This window comes from Marinobacter zhanjiangensis, assembly GCF_014651935.1.
Taxonomy (GTDB): Bacteria; Pseudomonadota; Gammaproteobacteria; order Pseudomonadales; family Oleiphilaceae; genus Marinobacter; species Marinobacter zhanjiangensis.
In genome coordinates this window covers 55879-73457 of record NZ_BMXV01000006.1, presented here as the reverse complement: position 1 = coordinate 73457, position 17579 = coordinate 55879, and the positions used below count along the sequence as shown (strand labels likewise).

The following is a 17579-nucleotide window of genomic DNA, read 5'->3' as shown; positions in this document are numbered from 1 at the left end:
CGCAAAGCCACTCCTGAGGAGAGAGATAACCTATGTTTCGCATGACCCGTTATATCAAGAGCCTGATGGACCCGACACCGGTGCGCCCGGTTCCCAAGCCCCGTGCCCCGGTGGTGATCTGGAACCTGATCCGGCGCTGCAACCTGACCTGCAAACACTGCTACTCGATCTCGGCGGATATCGACTTCAAGGGCGAGTTGAGCACCGATGAAGTCTACACCGTCATGGATGATCTGAAAGCCTTCGGCGTGCCGGTTCTCATTCTCTCCGGGGGCGAACCCCTGATGCGCCCGGACATTTTCGACATCTCCCACCGGGCCAAGCAAATGGGCTTTTACGTGGGCCTGTCCACCAATGGCACCCTGATCACGGAAGAGAACATCGATAAGATCGCCGCCGTCGGCTACGACTACGTGGGCATCAGCATCGATGGCCTGGAAGAGACCCACGACACCTTCCGCCAGAAACAGGGAGCCTTCCGCGAATCCATGCATGCCGTTGCCCTGTGCAAACAGGCCGGCATCAAGGTGGGACTACGCTTTACCCTCACCCAGGACAACTACCCCGAACTGCCCGCCATGCTGGAGATGCTCGATGAGCACGACATCGACAAGTTTTACCTGTCTCACCTGAACTATTCCGGCCGGGGCGGGCGCAACCGCAAGCGGGACGCCTGGTACGACATGACCAGGGACGCCATGAACCTGCTGTTCAATCACTGCCATGACGAACTCATGCGGGGCATTGAACGGGAATACGTCACCGGTAACAACGACGCCGACGGCCCCTTCCTGATCGAGTGGGCCAAAGAGCACTACCCGGACCAGGTGGATGCACTGAGCCAGCGACTCACCAACTGGGGGGGCAATGCCTCCGGCGTCAACATCTCCAACATCGACAACCTGGGCGTCGTCCATCCGGACACTTTCTGGTGGGACCACGACCTGGGCAACGTGAGGCAGACAGCTTTCTCGACAATCTGGGCCGACACCAGGGACCCGCTGATGCAGGGCTTTCGCCAACGCCCACGCCCGGTAAAGGGCCGCTGTGCCGAATGCAAGTACCTGGCCATCTGTAACGGCAACACCCGGGTGCGCGCCTACAACATGTCCGGCGACTTCTGGGAAGAAGACCCCGGCTGTTACCTCACCAACGAGGAGATCGGCGTTGTGGATGCGCCCCGGCGCGTTGCTGCTCCGGTCACCGAGATCCCGGTCCACAACCTGTAAGGAATGACACCATGAGCACAAACCCACGCAAGAAATGCCTGGTGGAGTTCCAACTGGCTGAACAGCCCTTGAAGGCCGGAGAAGTCGCTATTGTCGGCGCCGGCCCCGGTGATCCCGGACTGCTGACCCTGCGGGCACTGATGCTGATCCAGCAGGCGGATGCCGTCGTCTATGATCGTTTGGTGTCCCCCGAGATCATGGAGCTGGTCAATCCGGCCGCCGAGCACATCCACGTTGGCAAGGCCAGTGGTTGCCATTATGTGCCCCAGGAAGACACCAACGAATTACTGGTACAGCTGGCCGTCCGCCAGCACCGGGTGGTTCGCCTCAAGGGCGGCGACCCGTACATTTTCGGCCGGGGCGGCGAGGAAGCAGAATTCCTGGTGGAGAATGACATCGACTTCCAGGTGGTTCCGGGCATTACCTCCGCTGCCGGTTGTGCGTCTTACTGTGGCATCCCCCTGACCCACCGTGATTATGCCCAGAGCGTCACCTTCGTCACTGGCCACCGCAAGGCTGACCAGGCCCTGGAGCTGAACTGGCAGGTACTGGCAGCACCAGGCCAGACCCGGGTGTTCTATATGGGGCTGCACAACGCCCCCACCATTGTGCGGGAGCTTACCGCCCATGGTTTGCCGGGTGACTGCCCGGTGGCGCTGGTTGAGCGTGGTACCACGCCCCAGCAGCACATGGCCGTTACCACCCTGTCGGAACTTGAAGCGACCATCATCCGCGAAGGCTTCCAGCCGCCTACCCTGATCATCGTTGGTGAGGTGGTGAAACTGGCGCAATCACTGGCCCAGCCTGCACGCAGTGGCTGGACAGGCGTACCCACCCAACATTCAGCCCTTTCCGCAGGAGGCAGACCCGCGTGAGTCCAGGCAATAAAATCCTGCTGGTCATCGCAACCAGCCTGTTAGTGCCCGCATCATTGCAGGCGGCCAGCGAGACCGAAACCGAAACCCTGTACCAGCAGCATTGCGCCAGCTGCCACGGCGCGGACCGCCTCGGGGGCATGGGCCCGGCCCTGTTACCGGAGAACCTGTCCCGACTGAAGAAACCCCAGGCGGAAGACGCCATCCGCCATGGCCGGCCCGCAACCCAGATGCCGGCCTTCGATGATGTACTCGACGACGCCTCCGTTACCGCTCTGGCGGAGTACATCTATCAGCCTCCGGCTACCACCCCCACCTGGGAAAAGGCCGACATAACCGACAGCCACCTGCTGCCCCACCCGGCGGGTACCCTGCCCGGCCAGCCCGCCTATGATGCGGACATGATGAACCTGTTTCTGGTCGTGGAGCTGGGCGATCACCATGTCACCCTGCTGGATGGCGATACCATGGAACCCATCCACCGGTTTGCCAGCCGCTACGCGCTGCACGGTGGCCCCAAGTACAGCCCCGACGGGCGTTTCGTCTACTTCGGGTCCCGGGATGGCTGGATCACCAAGTACGACCTGTACAACCTGAAAGTCACCGCCGAGGTCCGCGCCGGTATCAACATGCGGAACATCGCCGTGTCCGCCGATGGCAAGTACGTCCTGGCCGCCAACTACCTGCCCCATACCCTGGTTTTGTTCGACGCGGAGAATCTTGAACTCATGGAGATTATCCCGGTAGAGAGCGGCGAGGAGACTTCCCGCGTGAGCGCAGTCTATGCCGCCCCACCCCGCAACAGCTTTATCGCCGCCCTCAAGGACATTCCCGAAGCCTGGGAAATCACCGTGGAAAACGACGCGGCCGAGGTGCGCCGGATGCAGACCGACACCTGGCTCGACGACTTCTTCTTTGACCCCGGCTATGACCACGTTATCGGCGCCGCCCGCGATGGCGAACATGGGCTGGTGATCAACCTGGACACCGGAAATACCGTGGCGGAACTGCCGCTGCCAGGCATGCCCCACCTGGGGTCGGGTATCACCTGGGAATACGAGGGGCGGCGGGTGATGGCAACGCCCCATTTCCGCACCGGCGCGGTGTCCATCATCGACATGGACAACTGGGAGGTGATCAAGACCCTGGAAACCGAGGGCCCCGGGTTCTTCATGCGCAGCCACGAAAACTCCCGCTATGCCTGGGTGGATGTCTTCTTCGGCCCCAACAAGGACAAGGTCCACGTGATCGACAAACAGAGCCTGGAGATCGTTAAAACCCTTCAGCCGGCCCCTGGCAAAGTCGCTGCCCATGTCGAGTTTGACCGCTATGGCGAGAAGCTGCTGCTGAGTGTATGGGACGAGGACGGCGCCGTGATCGTCTACGACGCCGACACCCTGGAGGAGCTCAAACGCCTGCCCATGAACAAGCCCTCGGGCAAATACAACGTCTGGAACAAGATTCACTACGAGGAAGGCACCAGTCACTGAGGAGTCACAGGGCACACATGATCTATGTCATTTAACATTCCCCGGGGTTAGTGAAAGAATCGGACTGTCCGGCAGGTCAGCTTGCTGATTGGCCGGCGTACCAGCCGCATTCACAACGCAGTGGTGCCTGACATGAGCGATCATACCGGAAGTGCCGGACCCAATTCGCCGGCCTCCTCCCCCTGTCTGCTGGATGCCCACCAGCCGGACATAGCGCCAACACCCCGACCAACGCCATCACTGGCGCTGCTGAATGGCCTCAGCCGGGTATTTGGTATGCGGCTGGACGGCTCCTCTGAGGATTCACCCAACGACCGTTTCCTGTCGGAGCTGGCGCAACTGTTCCAGCTTCGTCGAGTGGACCCGGAAACCACCCTCGAAGTCCAGGACAGCCCCTGGGGTCATGTCTACCTGATTCAGTACGGTGTCATGCGCCTGTACCGGGAAGCCCCGTCTGGTCGTACTGCGATACATCACTTCTTCTCGGAGGGGGATCTGGTGTGGCCGGTATTCGGCCGCACCCGCACCAAACGAAACACTCTCTGCCTGACCTCTGTCACGGGCTGCACCCTGTGGATGGCCAGTTTCCCGGCATTCCGTTCAGCGGTGACCAGCCGCGGCGATGGCTATTGGGCCCGTTTCGCCCTGTCGCTGACCGAAGAGCTTGCGGAACTGACCAGCATGCGGGAATTCCGCAAACAGACCATGGCGGCGAAGGAGCGCTACGACTTGCTGCTGGAGGAATATCCGGAACTGGTTCGGCGGGTGCCGGACAACCAGCTGGCCGCCTGGCTGGGGGTAGTGCCGGCGACGTTTTCCCGGCTGAAGAACACCCGGACGTAAACCAGACCGCTGCCATGGAGTGAACAGCAACGCGCATCACGCTGCGGCCCTTGACGGTTTTTTAACCAGACCGAAACCTTCAGCAAACGCGTCGGACTGAAAATAAGAAGTTTCTCTATATCAGCATGTTAAAACCTTTTCACGCACCTGAGAACAGGGCCATCTGTCACCGGAAACGGGGTAACAGACACTTGCCTGAAACCTGTACAGTGCCCCAACTGTGATAACCTCACGAGGAACAGTCTTTGCCTCAACCAGCTCAATGAAAAGACGCCTCGATGACTATTATAGAATCCAGACCAACCACCGTTCACGACCGGATCGAGGAGTGGATCAACAGCGCCACCCATGGTCTTGGTGCGGTGCTGAGCGTCATCGGCACCGCCGCTCTGATCATTGCCGCCAGCCAGCTGGGTGATGTCTGGAAGATCGTCAGTTTCAGCATTTTTGGTACCACGCTGATACTGCTTTACCTGGCCTCGGCGTTCTACCATGGCAGCCGTACGCCAAAATTCCGGGCAGCCTTCAAGACCCTGGATCATTGCGCCATCTTCCTGCTGATTGCGGGCACCTACACGCCCTTCCTGCTGGTGAATATGCGGGGAACCGTAGGCTGGACCTTTTTCTCTATCATCTGGTCGCTGGCGATAACCGGCGTGGTCCTGAAGGTTATCTTCAGGCATCGTTTCAAGCTGGTTCGGGTAGGCATCTACCTGGCCATGGGCTGGCTGATCGTGTTTGCTTCGGCGGACCTGATGAACAGCCTGAGCGCAACCGCGCTCCACCTGACCATCGCCGGCGGACTGGTGTATACCGTGGGCGTGGTGTTCTACCTGCTGGACCGCATCCCCTACATGCACGCCATCTGGCACCTATTCGTGATCGGCGGCAGCGCCTGTCACTTCAGCGCCATATATTTCGGGGTGCTGCCACACGTAACCTAGAGCCCGTTTGGCTCGTTCGTTAACCACGCGGGACACCACCGGAACCGGAATGACTTCTGGCAAGAGCAGTATTCATGCATTCTGGCTTTTCTTCCCCGCGGCCGCCCTCCATGCGGCGCTCGTCGTGCCCCTGTCTATCCATGCGGTGCTTTCAGGCAGCGGGTGGCCGCCAGGGTTGCTTGGATCAGGGCATGGGCACGAGCTGATTTTCGGATTTGCCCTGGCCCTGGTCGCGGGCTACACACTCGGCCCCCAACCCCGTTTCCGGGTGCTGGCCCTGTTGGCGCTGTGGCTGACCGCCAGACTCAGCTGGCTACTGGCACCTGAAAGCTGGTTCGCCGGGGTGCTCAGCCCTCTCTTCGCACTGGCGCTGGCCCGCTACGTGGTACCCCGTTTCAGTGCCGCCAAGAAGTGGCGCAACAAAACCGCTGCCCCGCTGATCCTGACGATTTGCCTGCTGGCGCCTGCGTTCTGGCTGGCCAGCTCTCTGCACTACAGGAACGGGCTGTTCGCCCCCGATCCCTATCAGTTAATGCAATCCGCTATCCTGGGGCTACTTCTGCTGATGACATTTATCGGCGGCCGGCTGATCGCCCCCGCCGTTGCAGGCACCCTGGAGAAGAAGGGAATTCCGCTGACGGCCCGGGTGCAGCCCCGGATAGAAGGCACCCTGATTATTCTGCTCGCCCTGTCGATCACCCTCAGCCTCGCCGTCGTTGCGGACGCGTTCACCGGCCTGGTCCTGCTAATGGTCGCCAGCCTGATTCTGGTGCGCATCGCCCGATGGAAGCTCTGGCATTGCCCGGAACGCCCCGACCTGCTTATGCTGGCCGCTGGCTACAGCTGGCTCGCTGTCGGTAGTGCTGTCACCGCCTGGCACCTGCTGACAGGAAGGCCTGCTGCACCCGCCCTGCATCTGATTGCCGTCGGCGCCCTGGGCACCCTGTCTACCGGCGTGATGCTCCGACTGGCGTGGCAGCGCGCCCATCGCCGGTTCCCACCCACGTGGCAGGCACTGACGGTCGGCCTGCTCACCTCAGCCGCCGCTATCAGCCGCTACCTCGCTGGTGCAATGCCTTTTTCCGAGCCGGGCCTGCTCTGGTCCTCGGCTGTGCTCTGGAGTCTGGCCTACCTTACGGTGGCCGGCCAACTGATCATGCTACGGCTGCCAGGCATGAGCGGCCGGAAATGATTGGCTACCTCTATTGCCCTCTCTGGCGAGCTTGTTACCCAGTTGGTAATACTACCGACTTAACCTTTTGTTTTTAATGCCATTTATCGACCCAAAAAACCACCCCGAGATACCAGGAAAACGCGATCCCGGTTAGCAGTCTTTTTCCTTGAGAAACATCAAGAATGGATACCCGCCAGTCTTTGCACAATGCACGGGAGAAGCCCGAAAACCGCCGGCAGGCGCTACCGGGCACGTTAACCGAGGGAGTCGAATTTATGGCCAAAACCAACGCAGACATCGAACACTGGGATGTCGAAAACGAAGAATTCTGGGAACAGGAAGGCAAGCGAGTTGCCTCCCGCAATCTCTGGATATCCATCCCCAGCCTGCTGATGGGCTTTGCCATCTGGCTGATGTGGGGCATGATCACAACCCAGATGAGCAATCTCGGCTTCCCGTTTACCACTGAACAGCTTTTTCAGCTGACAGCGGTAGCCGGCCTGGCTGGCGCTACCTTGCGCATACCGGCATCGTTCATGATCAAGATAGCCGGTGGCCGCAACACCATCTTCCTGACCACCTCCCTGCTGATGATTCCGGCCCTGGGCACCGGCATCGCCCTGATGAACCCGGACACACCGTTCTTCGTGTTCCAGGCCCTGGCACTGCTGTCCGGTATTGGTGGCGGTAACTTTGCCTGCTCCATGAGCAACATCAGTTCCTTCTACCCGAAGAGCAAGCAGGGCTATGGCCTGGGCATGAACGCCGGTCTGGGTAACTTCGGTGTGACCACCATGCAGGTGGTAATCCCGCTGGTGATGACGGTGGGTCTCTTCGGAGCCCTGGCAGGGGATCCCCTGGAGTTGCAGAAAGCAAGCGGCACCCTGATCGGTCGTATTGATGCCGGGACCGAGACCTGGATACAGAATGCCGCCTTTATCTGGCTGGTGTTCCTGATTCCGCTGGCTTTTGCCAGCTGGTTCGGCATGAACAACCTGAAGGTGGTCACCCCTAATCCCGGCCATCCGCTCTCTGCCTTCGGCAAGATCCTTGGCCTCTACGGCGTGGGCCTTCTGACCTCCATTGCTGGTGTCTGGGCACTGACTGTACTCAACATGTGGGTCGCCCTGCCCATGACCATTATTCTGACGGTGGTTCTGCTGCGCCTGATCCCGGGAGATATCAAACCCAACATCAAAAACCAGTTCGCCATCTTCAGCAACAAGCACACCTGGTCAATGACCGTGCTTTACATCCTCACTTTCGGTTCGTTTATCGGATTTTCTGCCGCACTGCCGCTGTCCATCAGCGTCATCTTCGGCAATATGATGGAAGTGGCTGCGGACGGAACCGTTACCCGGGTGGTCAACCCGGACGCCCCCAGTGCTCTGACCTGGGCATGGATTGGTCCATTTGTGGGTGCCCTGATTCGCCCGGTCGGTGGCTGGATTTCCGACAAGATGGGCGGCTCCATCGTCACCCAGATCATCTCCGTGGTCATGGTGGTGGCGTCCGTCGCAACCGGCTATGTGATGATGCTGGCCTACAACTCCACTGATCCGAACAGCTACTTCGCAGTGTTCATGATCCTGTTCATCATCATGTTTGCGGCCAGCGGTATCGGTAACGGTTCCACCTTCCGCAGCATCGGTGTGATCTTTGACCAGCAGCAGAAAGGCCCGGTACTGGGCTGGACATCCGCCATTGCCGCCTACGGTGCCTTTATCGCACCGCGTGTCATGGGCCAGGAGATCCAGGCCGGCACACCCGAGGTGGCCATGTACGGCTTCGCGGTGTTCTACGCGGTCTGCCTGGTGGTGAACTGGTGGTTCTACCTGCGCAAGAACGCCTACATCAAGAACCCCTGATACCCGATACCTCAACGATCAGTCTCGTCTGCCGGCCCTTCGGGGCCGGCTTTTTCATGGCTGGCACCCCAGCACCTCCCGGATTCCATCGAGCCCTGCCGACGACTCCCCGGCGCTTGCCTGCCACGCCATGTCTTTTACGGATTCACCCTGATGGTTGGTGAGGCTGGTATCCGCACCCGCCGATAACAGCAGCCTGCCCCTATCCGGGATCCGGTTGCGTACCCCCCACATCAGAGCCGTCAGGCCACTTTCAGTTTCCTGAACGTTGAAGCTCAGCCTCCCGCTCCACCAGAATACCGGCCGTCTCCAGGCGGTTAATGACGGCCGCTACCATCAGGGCGGCATAGCCGGATTTCTCCCGATGATTGATATCTGCCCCTGCGTCCAACAGCCTTACCAGAGTCTCACTGTGACCACCTGCCGCGGCCCGCATCATGGCTGTCCACTGGCAGTTATCGCCGGCATCAATCAGGACATCCTGTGCAAGCAGGTATTCGACCCGTTCAAGGTCTCCCTCTTCGGCGGCGACGATCAGTGGGGTCCGTCCCCGGAGATCCTGCTGTTCATGATCCTCACCTTCCTGGAATATAAGCCACAACCCCGCCAGCAGCACTGCCACCAAACCACCCAACACGCCTGACCAACGATCCAACCAGGCCGTGGCCGCACCTCCCGTCCAATGACTATTGCCGAATACAAGCTTGTCAGAGACACAAAAAAGCCCGCCCGGATTGCTCCGGGCGGGCTTTTTTGTACTACCTACTGACAGTCAGGTCGCCGCGTTTGCCTGACGCTGACGCTCTTCTTCCTCAATCTCGAGGTCAACGGAAGAGACCATGTACTCCTCGGCAAACCCGGACTCCGGCTCTTTCAGCCACAGTATGCAAAGCAGCCAGCTGACAAAGGCCCCGCCAGCAATGATATAGAAGAACTGGGTCGGGGTAACGAAGGTGAAGATGGTGAGGTACACCACGGCGCCCACGTTGCCGTACGCCCCGGCCATACCGGATATCTGGCCGGTAAGGCGACGCTTGATGGAGGGGATAATGCCGAACGTGGCGCCTTCCGCTCCCTGCACGAAGAAGGAGGTGAACACCGTAATGCCCACCGCAATGATCAGCGGCCAGTTGGAGTTCAGCAGCCCCATCAGCGCGAAGCCTACGGAAATGCCAAACATGTAGCTGAGCATAACGAAGCGGCGATTGCCCATGCGGTCGGACACCAGACCACCCATGGGACGGGCCACCAGGTTCACGAAGGCGAACGAGGCTGCGATCATGCCTGCGGCCGTAGCGCTGAGACTCCAGGTTTCCTCGAAAAACATGGGCAGCATGGAAACCACTGCCAGCTCGGCACCGAAGTTGGCAAAGTAGGTGCTGTTCAGGGCAGCCACGCTGTTGAAGGGGTACTTGTCATCTTCCGGCACGCCTTTTTTGAGGATGGGCACGTTGACCCGCAGGATCTGGATAATCTGATAGATGACAATGGCCACAATCACCGCATAGGCAACAATCGCCCAGGTCACGCTCAGGTAACCCATATCCTGGATACGCCATACAAGGATGCCCAACACGCCCACCAACGGGATGGTCCAGAGGATCAGCTTGATCATGTCGCCCCAGGTGCTGACTTCCAGCGCGACCGCCTTGCGGGGCTTGCGATGAACCGTGCCCTCAGGGCCGTCAGTAATGGCAAACCAGTAGTAGACACCGTAGCCGGCCATCACAATGGCACTCTGGGCGATGGCCCAGCGCCAACCGTCCTCACCGCCGTACATCTGCAGGGCGATGGTGGGCAGGGTCAGGGCTGCAGCGGCGGAGCCGAAATTGCCCCAGCCGGCATAGAAACCCTCGGCAAAGCCAATATCCTTGGGCTTGAACCACATGGCGGTCATGTGGATACCCACCACGAAGCTGGCACCAATGGAGCTCAGTACCAGACGGCTGACCAGCAACTGGGTCATGGTGTTACCGAACGCAAACACCAGGGCGGGGATGGACATCACCACCATCAGCACCGAGAACACCCGGCGGGGACCAAAGCGGTCCAGGGCCATGCCCACTACGATCCGTGCCGGAATCGTCAGGGCCACGTTACAGATGGCAAACAGGCGCAGATCATCTGCCGTCAGCCAGTTCACGCTTTTCAGCATGCTCGACGCCAGCGGCGCCATATTGAACCAGACATAAAAGGTAATAAAGAACGCAATCCAGGTCAGGTGCAGGGCCCTGACCTCCGGATTGCGAACGCGGAACACGTCAGCGACTTTCATGGCAGCCTCCTTGGGCTATCAACTCGTAATACGGCCGCACTCAGCGGCTGGGAAGGATAAGAAGCGGGCACTGAACGCGGCGGGCAAGAAACGAGCTCACGCTGCCGAAGGTCATGTAATCCAGCTCATCAACGAAATAGGTCAGGGAACGGGCGATGAAGCCGCCATCCGGCTCGTGGCTGTGCCGGGCAATCACCAGCATGTCTGGCTGGAACTTTTTCTCGGTGGCGTAAAGCAGCATCTTGCGGGGGTCGCCTTCCAGCATCAGGCTTTCACTGGTCACAGCTTCCCCTTCGCATACGGCCAGGGCTTCCTTGATATGCTGCTTGAGCTCCTCCACTTCCTGCTGGAACAGCTCTTCATTACCCGAGGTGATATCGCGGGGGTTTTCCGCCACCGCCACCAGAATCAAATGGGGATTCAGATCCCGGAACATGGTGATGGTCTGGGCGAGGGCCAGTCTAGCGTTCCTCGAACCATCGTAGGCAAGCATGATTTTCATGGGCTTCTCCTGAGACAGGCAATTACCCCGTAAACGGGGCGTCTATTGATATCTGTCAGCCATTAGCCCACGTTCCACTGTCATCCTGAATTGACCGATATCAACGCTGATCAGGTGTACCCCACCAGGGAAATCAACAACCTACCCCCCAGGGGACAATCACCCCCTGATTCATACCTCTGCCGCATCCACCAGGAGGTACCTCCAATGCCCCGCCTGAAAAAACCCCGTTTTTGATAAGGTTAAAGCCAGTATTCAGGTACGAATCGCAGGACCGGAGGACCGCAATGACGACCACGCCAACACGCTCACAGCAGTACCGGGCTCTGGGCTTATCCACCTTCTCGTTCACCCTGTGCTTCGCGGTGTGGACAATATTCTCGATTATCGGCATCCGCATCGCCGAAGACCTGGCGCTCTCGGATACCCAGCTTGGCCTGTTGATGGCTACACCGATTCTGACCGGCTCCATCAGCCGGCTGTTTCTTGGCATCTGGACCGACCGTTACGGCGGGCGTTGGGTGTTCGGTGTTCTGATGCTGACCACTGCCCTTTGTGTCTATCTGCTGACCTTCGCCACCAGTTACGCCATGTTGCTGGTCGGTGCCCTGGGAGTCGGCCTGGCCGGTGGTTCGTTCATCGTCGGGGTGGCCTACACGGCCGCCTGGTTCGAACCCAAGCGACAGGGTACGGCCCTGGGCATCTTCGGCGCGGGTAACGTCGGCTCAGCGGTAACAAACTTCGGTGCCCCTTTCCTGCTGGTGGCATTCGGCTGGGAACAGACTGCCCAGATCTACGCCACGGTGCTGGCGGTCATGGGCGTGCTGTTCATTATCCTGGCAAAGGAAGATCCGCTGGCAGCGAAGCGCAGGGGAGAGGAAGCAAAATCGTTCATGGAGCAAATGGAGCCCCTGAGGGAGCTCCGGGTGTGGCGATTTGCGCTGTATTATTTCTTTGTGTTCGGTGCCTTCGTGGCGCTGGCTCTGTGGCTGCCCCACTACCTTATCGGCGTCTATGGCCTGGATATCCGCACCGCGGGCATGATTGCCGCGCTGTACACCATCCCCGCCTCCCTGTTCCGGATTCTGGGCGGCTGGCTGTCAGACCGGTATGGTGCACGCCGGGTGATGTACTGGACCTTTATTGCGTCTGTCATCTGCACCTTCCTGCTCAGCTATCCGCCCACCGAGTACATCATCCACGGCATCGATGGTGACATCCGCTTCACGCTCACCACGACCCTGCCCCTGTTCATTGCCCTGATCTTCACCCTGGGCTTTTTCATGTCCCTCGGGAAAGCGGCGGTCTACAAACACATTCCGGTGTATTATCCGCTCCACGTCGGGGCCGTCGGCGGTGTCGTGGGTATGATCGGCGGACTGGGCGGTTTTATTCTGCCTCTGGCGTTCGGCGTGCTGAATGACATCACCGGTATCTGGCAAAGCAGTTTCATGCTGATGTTTGTGATCGTGGCGGCCGCCCTGATCTGGATGCACTACGCGATCCGTATCGCCGAGCGCCAGGAATGGGGAGCCAATCAGGAGCAGACCGATCTTCCGGAACTGTCCACGCCACACCTGTTCTATCCCCTGACTCGTGCACGGGATCACCAGGACACCGGCACGCCTCCTCCGCCCCGGAAACCCTGAGACCGGCGCACCAGCCCAACCCTGACAACACGCCCCCGGACGACCGGGGGCTTTTCGTTGGATATGCCGGGACGCGAAGCTGGTGAGGCCGCCATAACAATGCGGCGGCCAGAAGGCGAGCCGGTGGACGGCATAAGGCAGATTTAATCTGCAGACACCTATACCCCGAGCATCCCCGCCATTAGAATCCCCGCGTCCTGTCCACCTGGAGCTGTCGTTATGTCTGCCGAGCTGAACCCGAAGTCAGGGCTGCATCAGTTACGCCATATTGAGTCCAGCAAGATTTTTCAGGGAGTGGTGATTACCATCATCATTCTTTCCGCCCTCACAATCGGCGCCAAGACCTATGATCTGCCAACGCTGGTGGAAAGTAGCCTGACAGTGATGGATAACGCGATCACGGTTTTCTTTCTGATCGAGATCCTGTTCCGGTTCGCGGCGTGCCCCGACAAGAAGCGCTTCCTGTTTGATGGCTGGAACCTCTTCGATACTCTGGTAGTTGTTGGCAGCCTGATCCCCCTGAACAATTCCGAAGCCGTGCTACTGGGCCGGTTGCTGCGGGTATTCCGGGTACTGCGTCTGGTCTCCGTAGTACCTGAGCTGCGCTTTCTTATCAATTCCCTGCTCAAGGCCATCCCGCGCATGGGCTACATCGCCCTGCTGATGTTCATCATCTTCTATATCTACGCGGCCATGGGGTCCATGTTCTTTGCAAAAGTGGATGAAGCCCTGTGGGGGGACGTGGCCATTGCCATGCTGACCCTGTTCCGGGTGGCAACCTTCGAGGACTGGACCGATGTCATGTACGCCACCATGGAAGCCTATCCGCTCAGCTGGATCTACTACCTGACGTTCATTTTCCTGACCGCCTTCGTGTTCCTGAACATGATGATCGGCGCGATACTGGAGGTGATGGGGGAAGAGCAGAACGCCCGGGAAGCCCAGAGGGCGCACGATGAAAGGGATGAAATGGCGCGGCAACTGACCGCCATTCAGACACAGCTCAATAAGCTCTCAACACAGATCGGCGCAGGTAGTCGCCAGACCTGACAAACGGGCGCTCCCCGTGGCCGGAGAGCGCCGCAGCATCAGAATGGAACAGCCTTCGTCATCGCCAGATGGAAGATCAGGGTAATCTGCACCAGAGCCAGGATGGCCGCCACCGCCCGTACCGGGACACTGAACCCGGGCTTCATGGCAAAAACACCCGCTACGATGTAACCAACCAGCAGGAACACCTTCCAGGTCAGCCAGTCATTGACGAATGGCATCCAGGGGGTGACGAACAACAGGCTGATAGCTGCCAGCAACAGCAGGGTGTCGTTGGCATGGGGAATCCACCTCAGTGGTGTCTGACGCCAGCCCGGCCGCCCGACCATATCCAGCAGCAGGCGCAGGGCAAACAGCACCACCGTGAGATAGGCGGTGGTCATGTGCAGGTGCTTGAGTATTACGTAAGCCATTTTTTTCCTTATCGAATCAGCGTGGTAGGCCATTATACGCGATGCTTGGGGTAATTACCTCCAAGCGGGTATAGCCAGCCTGGCACTCGCGGCCTTAATCTACACCCATAATACATGTTAAGCGGAGGTCCGCGATGCAGGCCATATCCAGCCATGAGACCAGGCGCTCCGGCGCCAGTGTGACCCGACTTTTTGATTATCCGTTCCGCATTTTCTTTCTGTCACTGACATTGCTGTCACTGATTGGCATTCCCCTGTGGGTGCTACAGGTGACCGGCACCATCCAGCTGCCTCTCGCCATGCCCGGTGTTCTGTGGCATCAGCATGAAATGTTGTTCGGGTTCCTGTCGGCAGCCATTGCCGGCTTCCTGTTGACCGCCGTCTGCGTGTGGACCGGCACCGAACGAACCCATGGGATGCGGCTGTTCCTGCTCTGGGCCGTCTGGGCCAGCGCCCGGGTATTGCTGACAGTCGGCGCAGACCTGCCCGCCTGGCTGGTTCAGGGCGTCAACCTGGCCTTTCTGCCGCTGGTGATGCTGGATGCCGGCTGGCGTATCTGGCATGCCCGCCAGAAAAGGCAACTGATGATTCTGCTGGTACTGGGCCTGCTGTGGCTGATGCAGATAGCCTTCGTAGTGCGCCTGAACCCGGTATATGCCTATGGCGCACTCATCATGGCGATGGCCCTGATCAGCATTATCGGCGGTCGCATCACCCCGGCATTCACCACTGGCTGGCTGCGGCAGCGGGGGCTGGCCGCTGACCGTGTCCGTATGGTGCCGGCCCTGGACATGGCCAGCGTGTTCACCATGGTCCTGCTACTGGCTTCACTGGTGACCGGATGGACCATGGTCACCGCTGGCCTGGCGCTGGTGGCTGCGGCGTTGATACTGGTCCGACTCTACCACTGGAAAGGCTGGCTGGTACGCGAAGAGCCGCTGCTGTGGATCCTGCACCTGTCGATACTCTGGGTGCCGGTGGCACTGATCCTGCTCGCCGGTACCCTGCTGGCGGGCTGGCCAGCCTCCGCGTGGACACACGCCGCCGGCACCGGTGCCGTCGCCTGCCTGGTGCTGGGAGTGATTGCCCGGGTATCGCTGGGCCATACGGGGCGCCCCATGGTACTGCCGAAAGGCATGGTGCTGGCCTTCGCAGCCATTCACCTGGCGGCGCTGATACGAGTGACCACGGCCTTCGAGGGCCTGCCCTGGCACGCCGGCGTCACCGTCAGCGGTCTGCTCTGGGCACTCGCCTATGCCATCTTCCTGGCCAGGTACACCGGCATACTCGCGAGCCCGAGGGTGGATGGAAAACCGGGCTGAGCGGAGAAAAAAGCCAGTCAGCCCGAAAAGCGTTCACCTCCGCCCGAAGCCCGTCAATCAGGGCTTCGGGGGTTACCCGAGCAACCACCAGTCAAAAAACTACAACCATCGGTCAATAGATTTTTCTGCTGTAACGAGTAAAGTGTAGGTTACAGTCAGAAACGGAACCTCCCGCACTCATGAAGCCAGACCACTTTGACAAAGCCGCACTGATCGACTGCGGGCATGGACGCCTCTTTGAAGGCGACATGCGCCTGCCCATCAATGAAATGCTGATGCTGGACCGCGTCACCCACATCAATGACACCGACGGTGCCTACGGCAAGGGCAGCCTGATTGCTGAACTGGACATCAACCCGGACCTCTGGTTCTTCAAGGTTCACTTCGAGGGCGACCCGGTGATGCCCGGCTGCCTCGGCCTTGATGCCATGTGGCAACTGCTGGGATTCTTCCTGGCCTGGTCCGGTGGCCAGGGCAAGGGCCGTGCGCTGGGCGCAGGCGAAGTGAAATTCTTCGGCCAGGTGCTGCCAGAAAACAAGCTGGTCCGGTATCATCTTGATATCAAAAGAATGGTCAAACGTAGGCTGACCATGGCTATTGCTGATGCCCGCATGGAAGTTGACGGTCGTGAAATCTACACCGCCAAGGACCTTCGGGTTGGCCTGTTCACCTCAACAGAAGATTTTTAGGAGCCGGCACCATGCGTCGAGTTGTCATTACCGGAATGGGCATCGTTTCGAGCCTCGGTAACAATAAAGAGGAAGTCACCCAGTCCCTGCGTGACGTCAAACCCGGCATCCGTTTCAGCCAGGAGGCCAAGGACGCCGGCCTGCGCAGTCATATCTGCGGTGACATTGATCTGGACTACAAGGAACTGATTGACCGCAAGCTGCTTCGCTTCATGTGCCCCGCCTCGGCCTACGCCTATCTGTCGATGAAAGAAGCCATCGAGCAGTCAGGCCTGACCGACGAGCAGATCAAGGCCGACACCACTGGCATCATCATGGGCACCGGTGGCGCGTCCACGGTCGAGCTGATGGACTCCATCGATACCCACCGTGACCGTGGCATCCGCCGTGTGGGCCCGTACCGGGTACCGCGCACCATGGGCAGCGCCATCAACGCCTCCCTGTCGACCGCGTACGGCATCCGGGGCGTGAACTACAGCATCACCTCCGCCTGCGCCACCAGCGCCCACTGCATCGGTCACTCCGCTGACCTGATCGCCATGGGGCGCCAGGACATCATGTTTGCCGGCGGCGGCGAAGACGTGCACTGGAGCCTGAGCCTGCTGTTTGATGCCATGGGTGCCCTGTCCACCAAGTACAACGACACCCCGGAAAAGGCCTCCCGCACCTACGATGCCAACCGCGACGGCTTCGTGATTGCCGGCGGCGGCGGCGTGGTCATCCTGGAAGAACTGGAACACGCCAGGGCCCGGGGCGCCAACATCATTGCAGAACTGGTAGGCTTTGGCGCCACTTCCGATGGTGCCGACATGGTCGCCCCCAGTGGTGAAGGCGCTGTTCGCTGCATGCAGCAGGCACTGAAAAACGTTGACGGCGAACTGTCCTACATCAACACCCACGGCACCTCCACACCGGCTGGTGATGTGACCGAGCTGAAGGCCCTCAAGCAGGTATTCGGCGACAAGATCCCGCCACTGGGATCCACCAAGCCGCTGACTGGTCACTCCCTGGGCGCAGCTGGCGTGCATGAAGCCATCTACTCCCTGCTGATGCAGCAGAATGACTTCATCACACCGTCCGCCAATATCGAGACCCTCGATGAAGGCGCCGAAGGCTACCCGATCATCCGCGAGCTGCAGAACACCCCGACCGAACTGATCATGAGCAACAGCTTCGGATTTGGTGGGACGAACGCTTCGCTGGTGTTCAGAAAGTACCAGGGCTAACTGAAACTTCTGATTTTTCTGCCCGAGCTT

Annotated in this window: 15 protein-coding genes and 1 pseudogene; 12 read left to right on the top strand and 4 right to left on the bottom strand. The window is 59.7% G+C overall.

The genetic code is table 11. The features are described from left to right. The first annotated feature begins 32 nt into the window (after nt 1-32). The 7 genes and pseudogenes from nirJ (at nt 33) to IE079_RS13310 (ending at nt 8423) form a co-directional block, all read left to right on the top strand. A complete protein-coding gene (nirJ, locus tag IE079_RS13340; RefSeq protein WP_189577232.1) occupies nt 33-1229 on the top strand; it encodes a heme d1 biosynthesis radical SAM protein NirJ in 1197 nt (398 codons plus the stop codon). Nucleotides 1230-1267: 38 nt separating this feature from the next. Next, nucleotides 1268-2104: pseudogene (cobA, locus tag IE079_RS13335) on the top strand (uroporphyrinogen-III C-methyltransferase); the annotation flags it as partial. Continuing rightward, complete coding sequence (locus IE079_RS13330; RefSeq protein ID WP_189577228.1) at nt 2101-3594, top strand: nitrite reductase; 1494 nt, start codon at nt 2101-2103, stop codon at nt 3592-3594. The pseudogene cobA and the gene IE079_RS13330, both read left to right, overlap by 4 nt. A gap of 132 nt (nt 3595-3726) precedes the next feature. After that, nucleotides 3727-4437 carry a Crp/Fnr family transcriptional regulator gene (locus tag IE079_RS13325; protein WP_189577226.1) on the top strand — a complete coding sequence of 237 codons (711 nt, stop codon included), beginning with the start codon at nt 3727-3729 and terminating at the stop codon, nt 4435-4437. A 278-nt stretch (nt 4438-4715) separates the two neighbouring features. Then, nucleotides 4716-5381, top strand: coding sequence for a PAQR family membrane homeostasis protein TrhA (trhA, locus tag IE079_RS13320; protein WP_189577224.1), 666 nt, complete (start codon nt 4716-4718; stop codon nt 5379-5381). 49 nt (nt 5382-5430) lie between these two features. After that, entirely contained in the window at nt 5431-6573 is a 1143-nt protein-coding gene (locus IE079_RS13315; protein ID WP_189577222.1) for an NnrS family protein, read from the top strand. A 257-nt stretch (nt 6574-6830) separates the two neighbouring features. Next, nucleotides 6831-8423, top strand: a complete 1593-nt coding sequence (locus tag IE079_RS13310; RefSeq protein ID WP_189577219.1) for an MFS transporter — start codon at nt 6831-6833, stop codon at nt 8421-8423. A gap of 253 nt (nt 8424-8676) precedes the next feature. On the opposite strand, the gene IE079_RS13305 is transcribed toward IE079_RS13310, so the two are convergent. The 3 genes from IE079_RS13305 to IE079_RS13295 all read right to left on the bottom strand — a co-directional run bounded on the left by IE079_RS13305 (nt 8677) and on the right by IE079_RS13295 (nt 11200). Then, complete coding sequence (locus IE079_RS13305; protein WP_189577218.1) at nt 8677-9045, bottom strand: ankyrin repeat domain-containing protein; 369 nt, start codon at nt 9043-9045, stop codon at nt 8677-8679. A 150-nt stretch (nt 9046-9195) separates the two neighbouring features. Further along, nucleotides 9196-10698, bottom strand: coding sequence for an MFS transporter (locus IE079_RS13300; protein ID WP_189577217.1), 1503 nt, complete (start codon nt 10696-10698; stop codon nt 9196-9198). Between the two features lie 40 nt (nt 10699-10738). Continuing rightward, nucleotides 10739-11200, bottom strand: coding sequence for a universal stress protein (locus IE079_RS13295; RefSeq protein ID WP_189577216.1), 462 nt, complete (start codon nt 11198-11200; stop codon nt 10739-10741). 287 nt (nt 11201-11487) lie between these two features. On the opposite strand from IE079_RS13295, the gene IE079_RS13290 reads away from it, so the two are divergent. Continuing rightward, entirely contained in the window at nt 11488-12849 is a 1362-nt protein-coding gene (locus IE079_RS13290; protein WP_189577215.1) for an MFS transporter, read from the top strand. Nucleotides 12850-13068: 219 nt separating this feature from the next. Further along, nucleotides 13069-13899, top strand: coding sequence for an ion transporter (locus IE079_RS13285; protein ID WP_189577214.1), 831 nt, complete (start codon nt 13069-13071; stop codon nt 13897-13899). A gap of 38 nt (nt 13900-13937) precedes the next feature. On the opposite strand, the gene IE079_RS13280 is transcribed toward IE079_RS13285, so the two are convergent. Beyond that, entirely contained in the window at nt 13938-14312 is a 375-nt protein-coding gene (locus tag IE079_RS13280) for a SirB2 family protein (RefSeq protein ID WP_189577213.1), read from the bottom strand. Nucleotides 14313-14446: 134 nt separating this feature from the next. On the opposite strand from IE079_RS13280, the gene IE079_RS13275 reads away from it, so the two are divergent. The 3 genes from IE079_RS13275 to fabB all read left to right on the top strand — a co-directional run bounded on the left by IE079_RS13275 (nt 14447) and on the right by fabB (nt 17549). Next, nucleotides 14447-15634, top strand: a complete 1188-nt coding sequence (locus tag IE079_RS13275) for an NnrS family protein (protein WP_189577212.1) — start codon at nt 14447-14449, stop codon at nt 15632-15634. Between the two features lie 179 nt (nt 15635-15813). Further along, complete coding sequence (fabA, locus tag IE079_RS13270) at nt 15814-16323, top strand: bifunctional 3-hydroxydecanoyl-ACP dehydratase/trans-2-decenoyl-ACP isomerase (protein ID WP_189577210.1); 510 nt, start codon at nt 15814-15816, stop codon at nt 16321-16323. Nucleotides 16324-16334: 11 nt separating this feature from the next. Beyond that, nucleotides 16335-17549, top strand: a complete 1215-nt coding sequence (gene fabB / locus IE079_RS13265; RefSeq protein ID WP_189577208.1) for a beta-ketoacyl-ACP synthase I — start codon at nt 16335-16337, stop codon at nt 17547-17549. Nucleotides 17550-17579: the final 30 nt, after the last annotated feature.

Excerpts from the sequence above, each read along its gene's own strand:
- IE079_RS13285 (WP_189577214.1), top strand. The coding sequence starts at position 13,069 with ATGTCTGCCGAGCTGAACCCGAAGTCAGGGCTGCATCAGTTACGCCAT.
- fabA (WP_189577210.1), top strand. The coding sequence starts at position 15,814 with ATGAAGCCAGACCACTTTGACAAAGCCGCACTGATCGACTGCGGGCAT.
- IE079_RS13295 (WP_189577216.1), bottom strand. The coding sequence starts at position 11,200 with ATGAAAATCATGCTTGCCTACGATGGTTCGAGGAACGCTAGACTGGCC.
- nirJ (WP_189577232.1), top strand. The coding sequence starts at position 33 with ATGTTTCGCATGACCCGTTATATCAAGAGCCTGATGGACCCGACACCG.
- IE079_RS13315 (WP_189577222.1), top strand. The coding sequence starts at position 5,431 with ATGACTTCTGGCAAGAGCAGTATTCATGCATTCTGGCTTTTCTTCCCC.
- IE079_RS13280 (WP_189577213.1), bottom strand. The coding sequence starts at position 14,312 with ATGGCTTACGTAATACTCAAGCACCTGCACATGACCACCGCCTATCTC.
- IE079_RS13310 (WP_189577219.1), top strand. The coding sequence starts at position 6,831 with ATGGCCAAAACCAACGCAGACATCGAACACTGGGATGTCGAAAACGAA.
- trhA (WP_189577224.1), top strand. The coding sequence starts at position 4,716 with ATGACTATTATAGAATCCAGACCAACCACCGTTCACGACCGGATCGAG.
- fabB (WP_189577208.1), top strand. The coding sequence starts at position 16,335 with ATGCGTCGAGTTGTCATTACCGGAATGGGCATCGTTTCGAGCCTCGGT.
- IE079_RS13325 (WP_189577226.1), top strand. The coding sequence starts at position 3,727 with ATGAGCGATCATACCGGAAGTGCCGGACCCAATTCGCCGGCCTCCTCC.
- IE079_RS13300 (WP_189577217.1), bottom strand. The coding sequence starts at position 10,698 with ATGAAAGTCGCTGACGTGTTCCGCGTTCGCAATCCGGAGGTCAGGGCC.
- IE079_RS13290 (WP_189577215.1), top strand. The coding sequence starts at position 11,488 with ATGACGACCACGCCAACACGCTCACAGCAGTACCGGGCTCTGGGCTTA.
- IE079_RS13275 (WP_189577212.1), top strand. The coding sequence starts at position 14,447 with ATGCAGGCCATATCCAGCCATGAGACCAGGCGCTCCGGCGCCAGTGTG.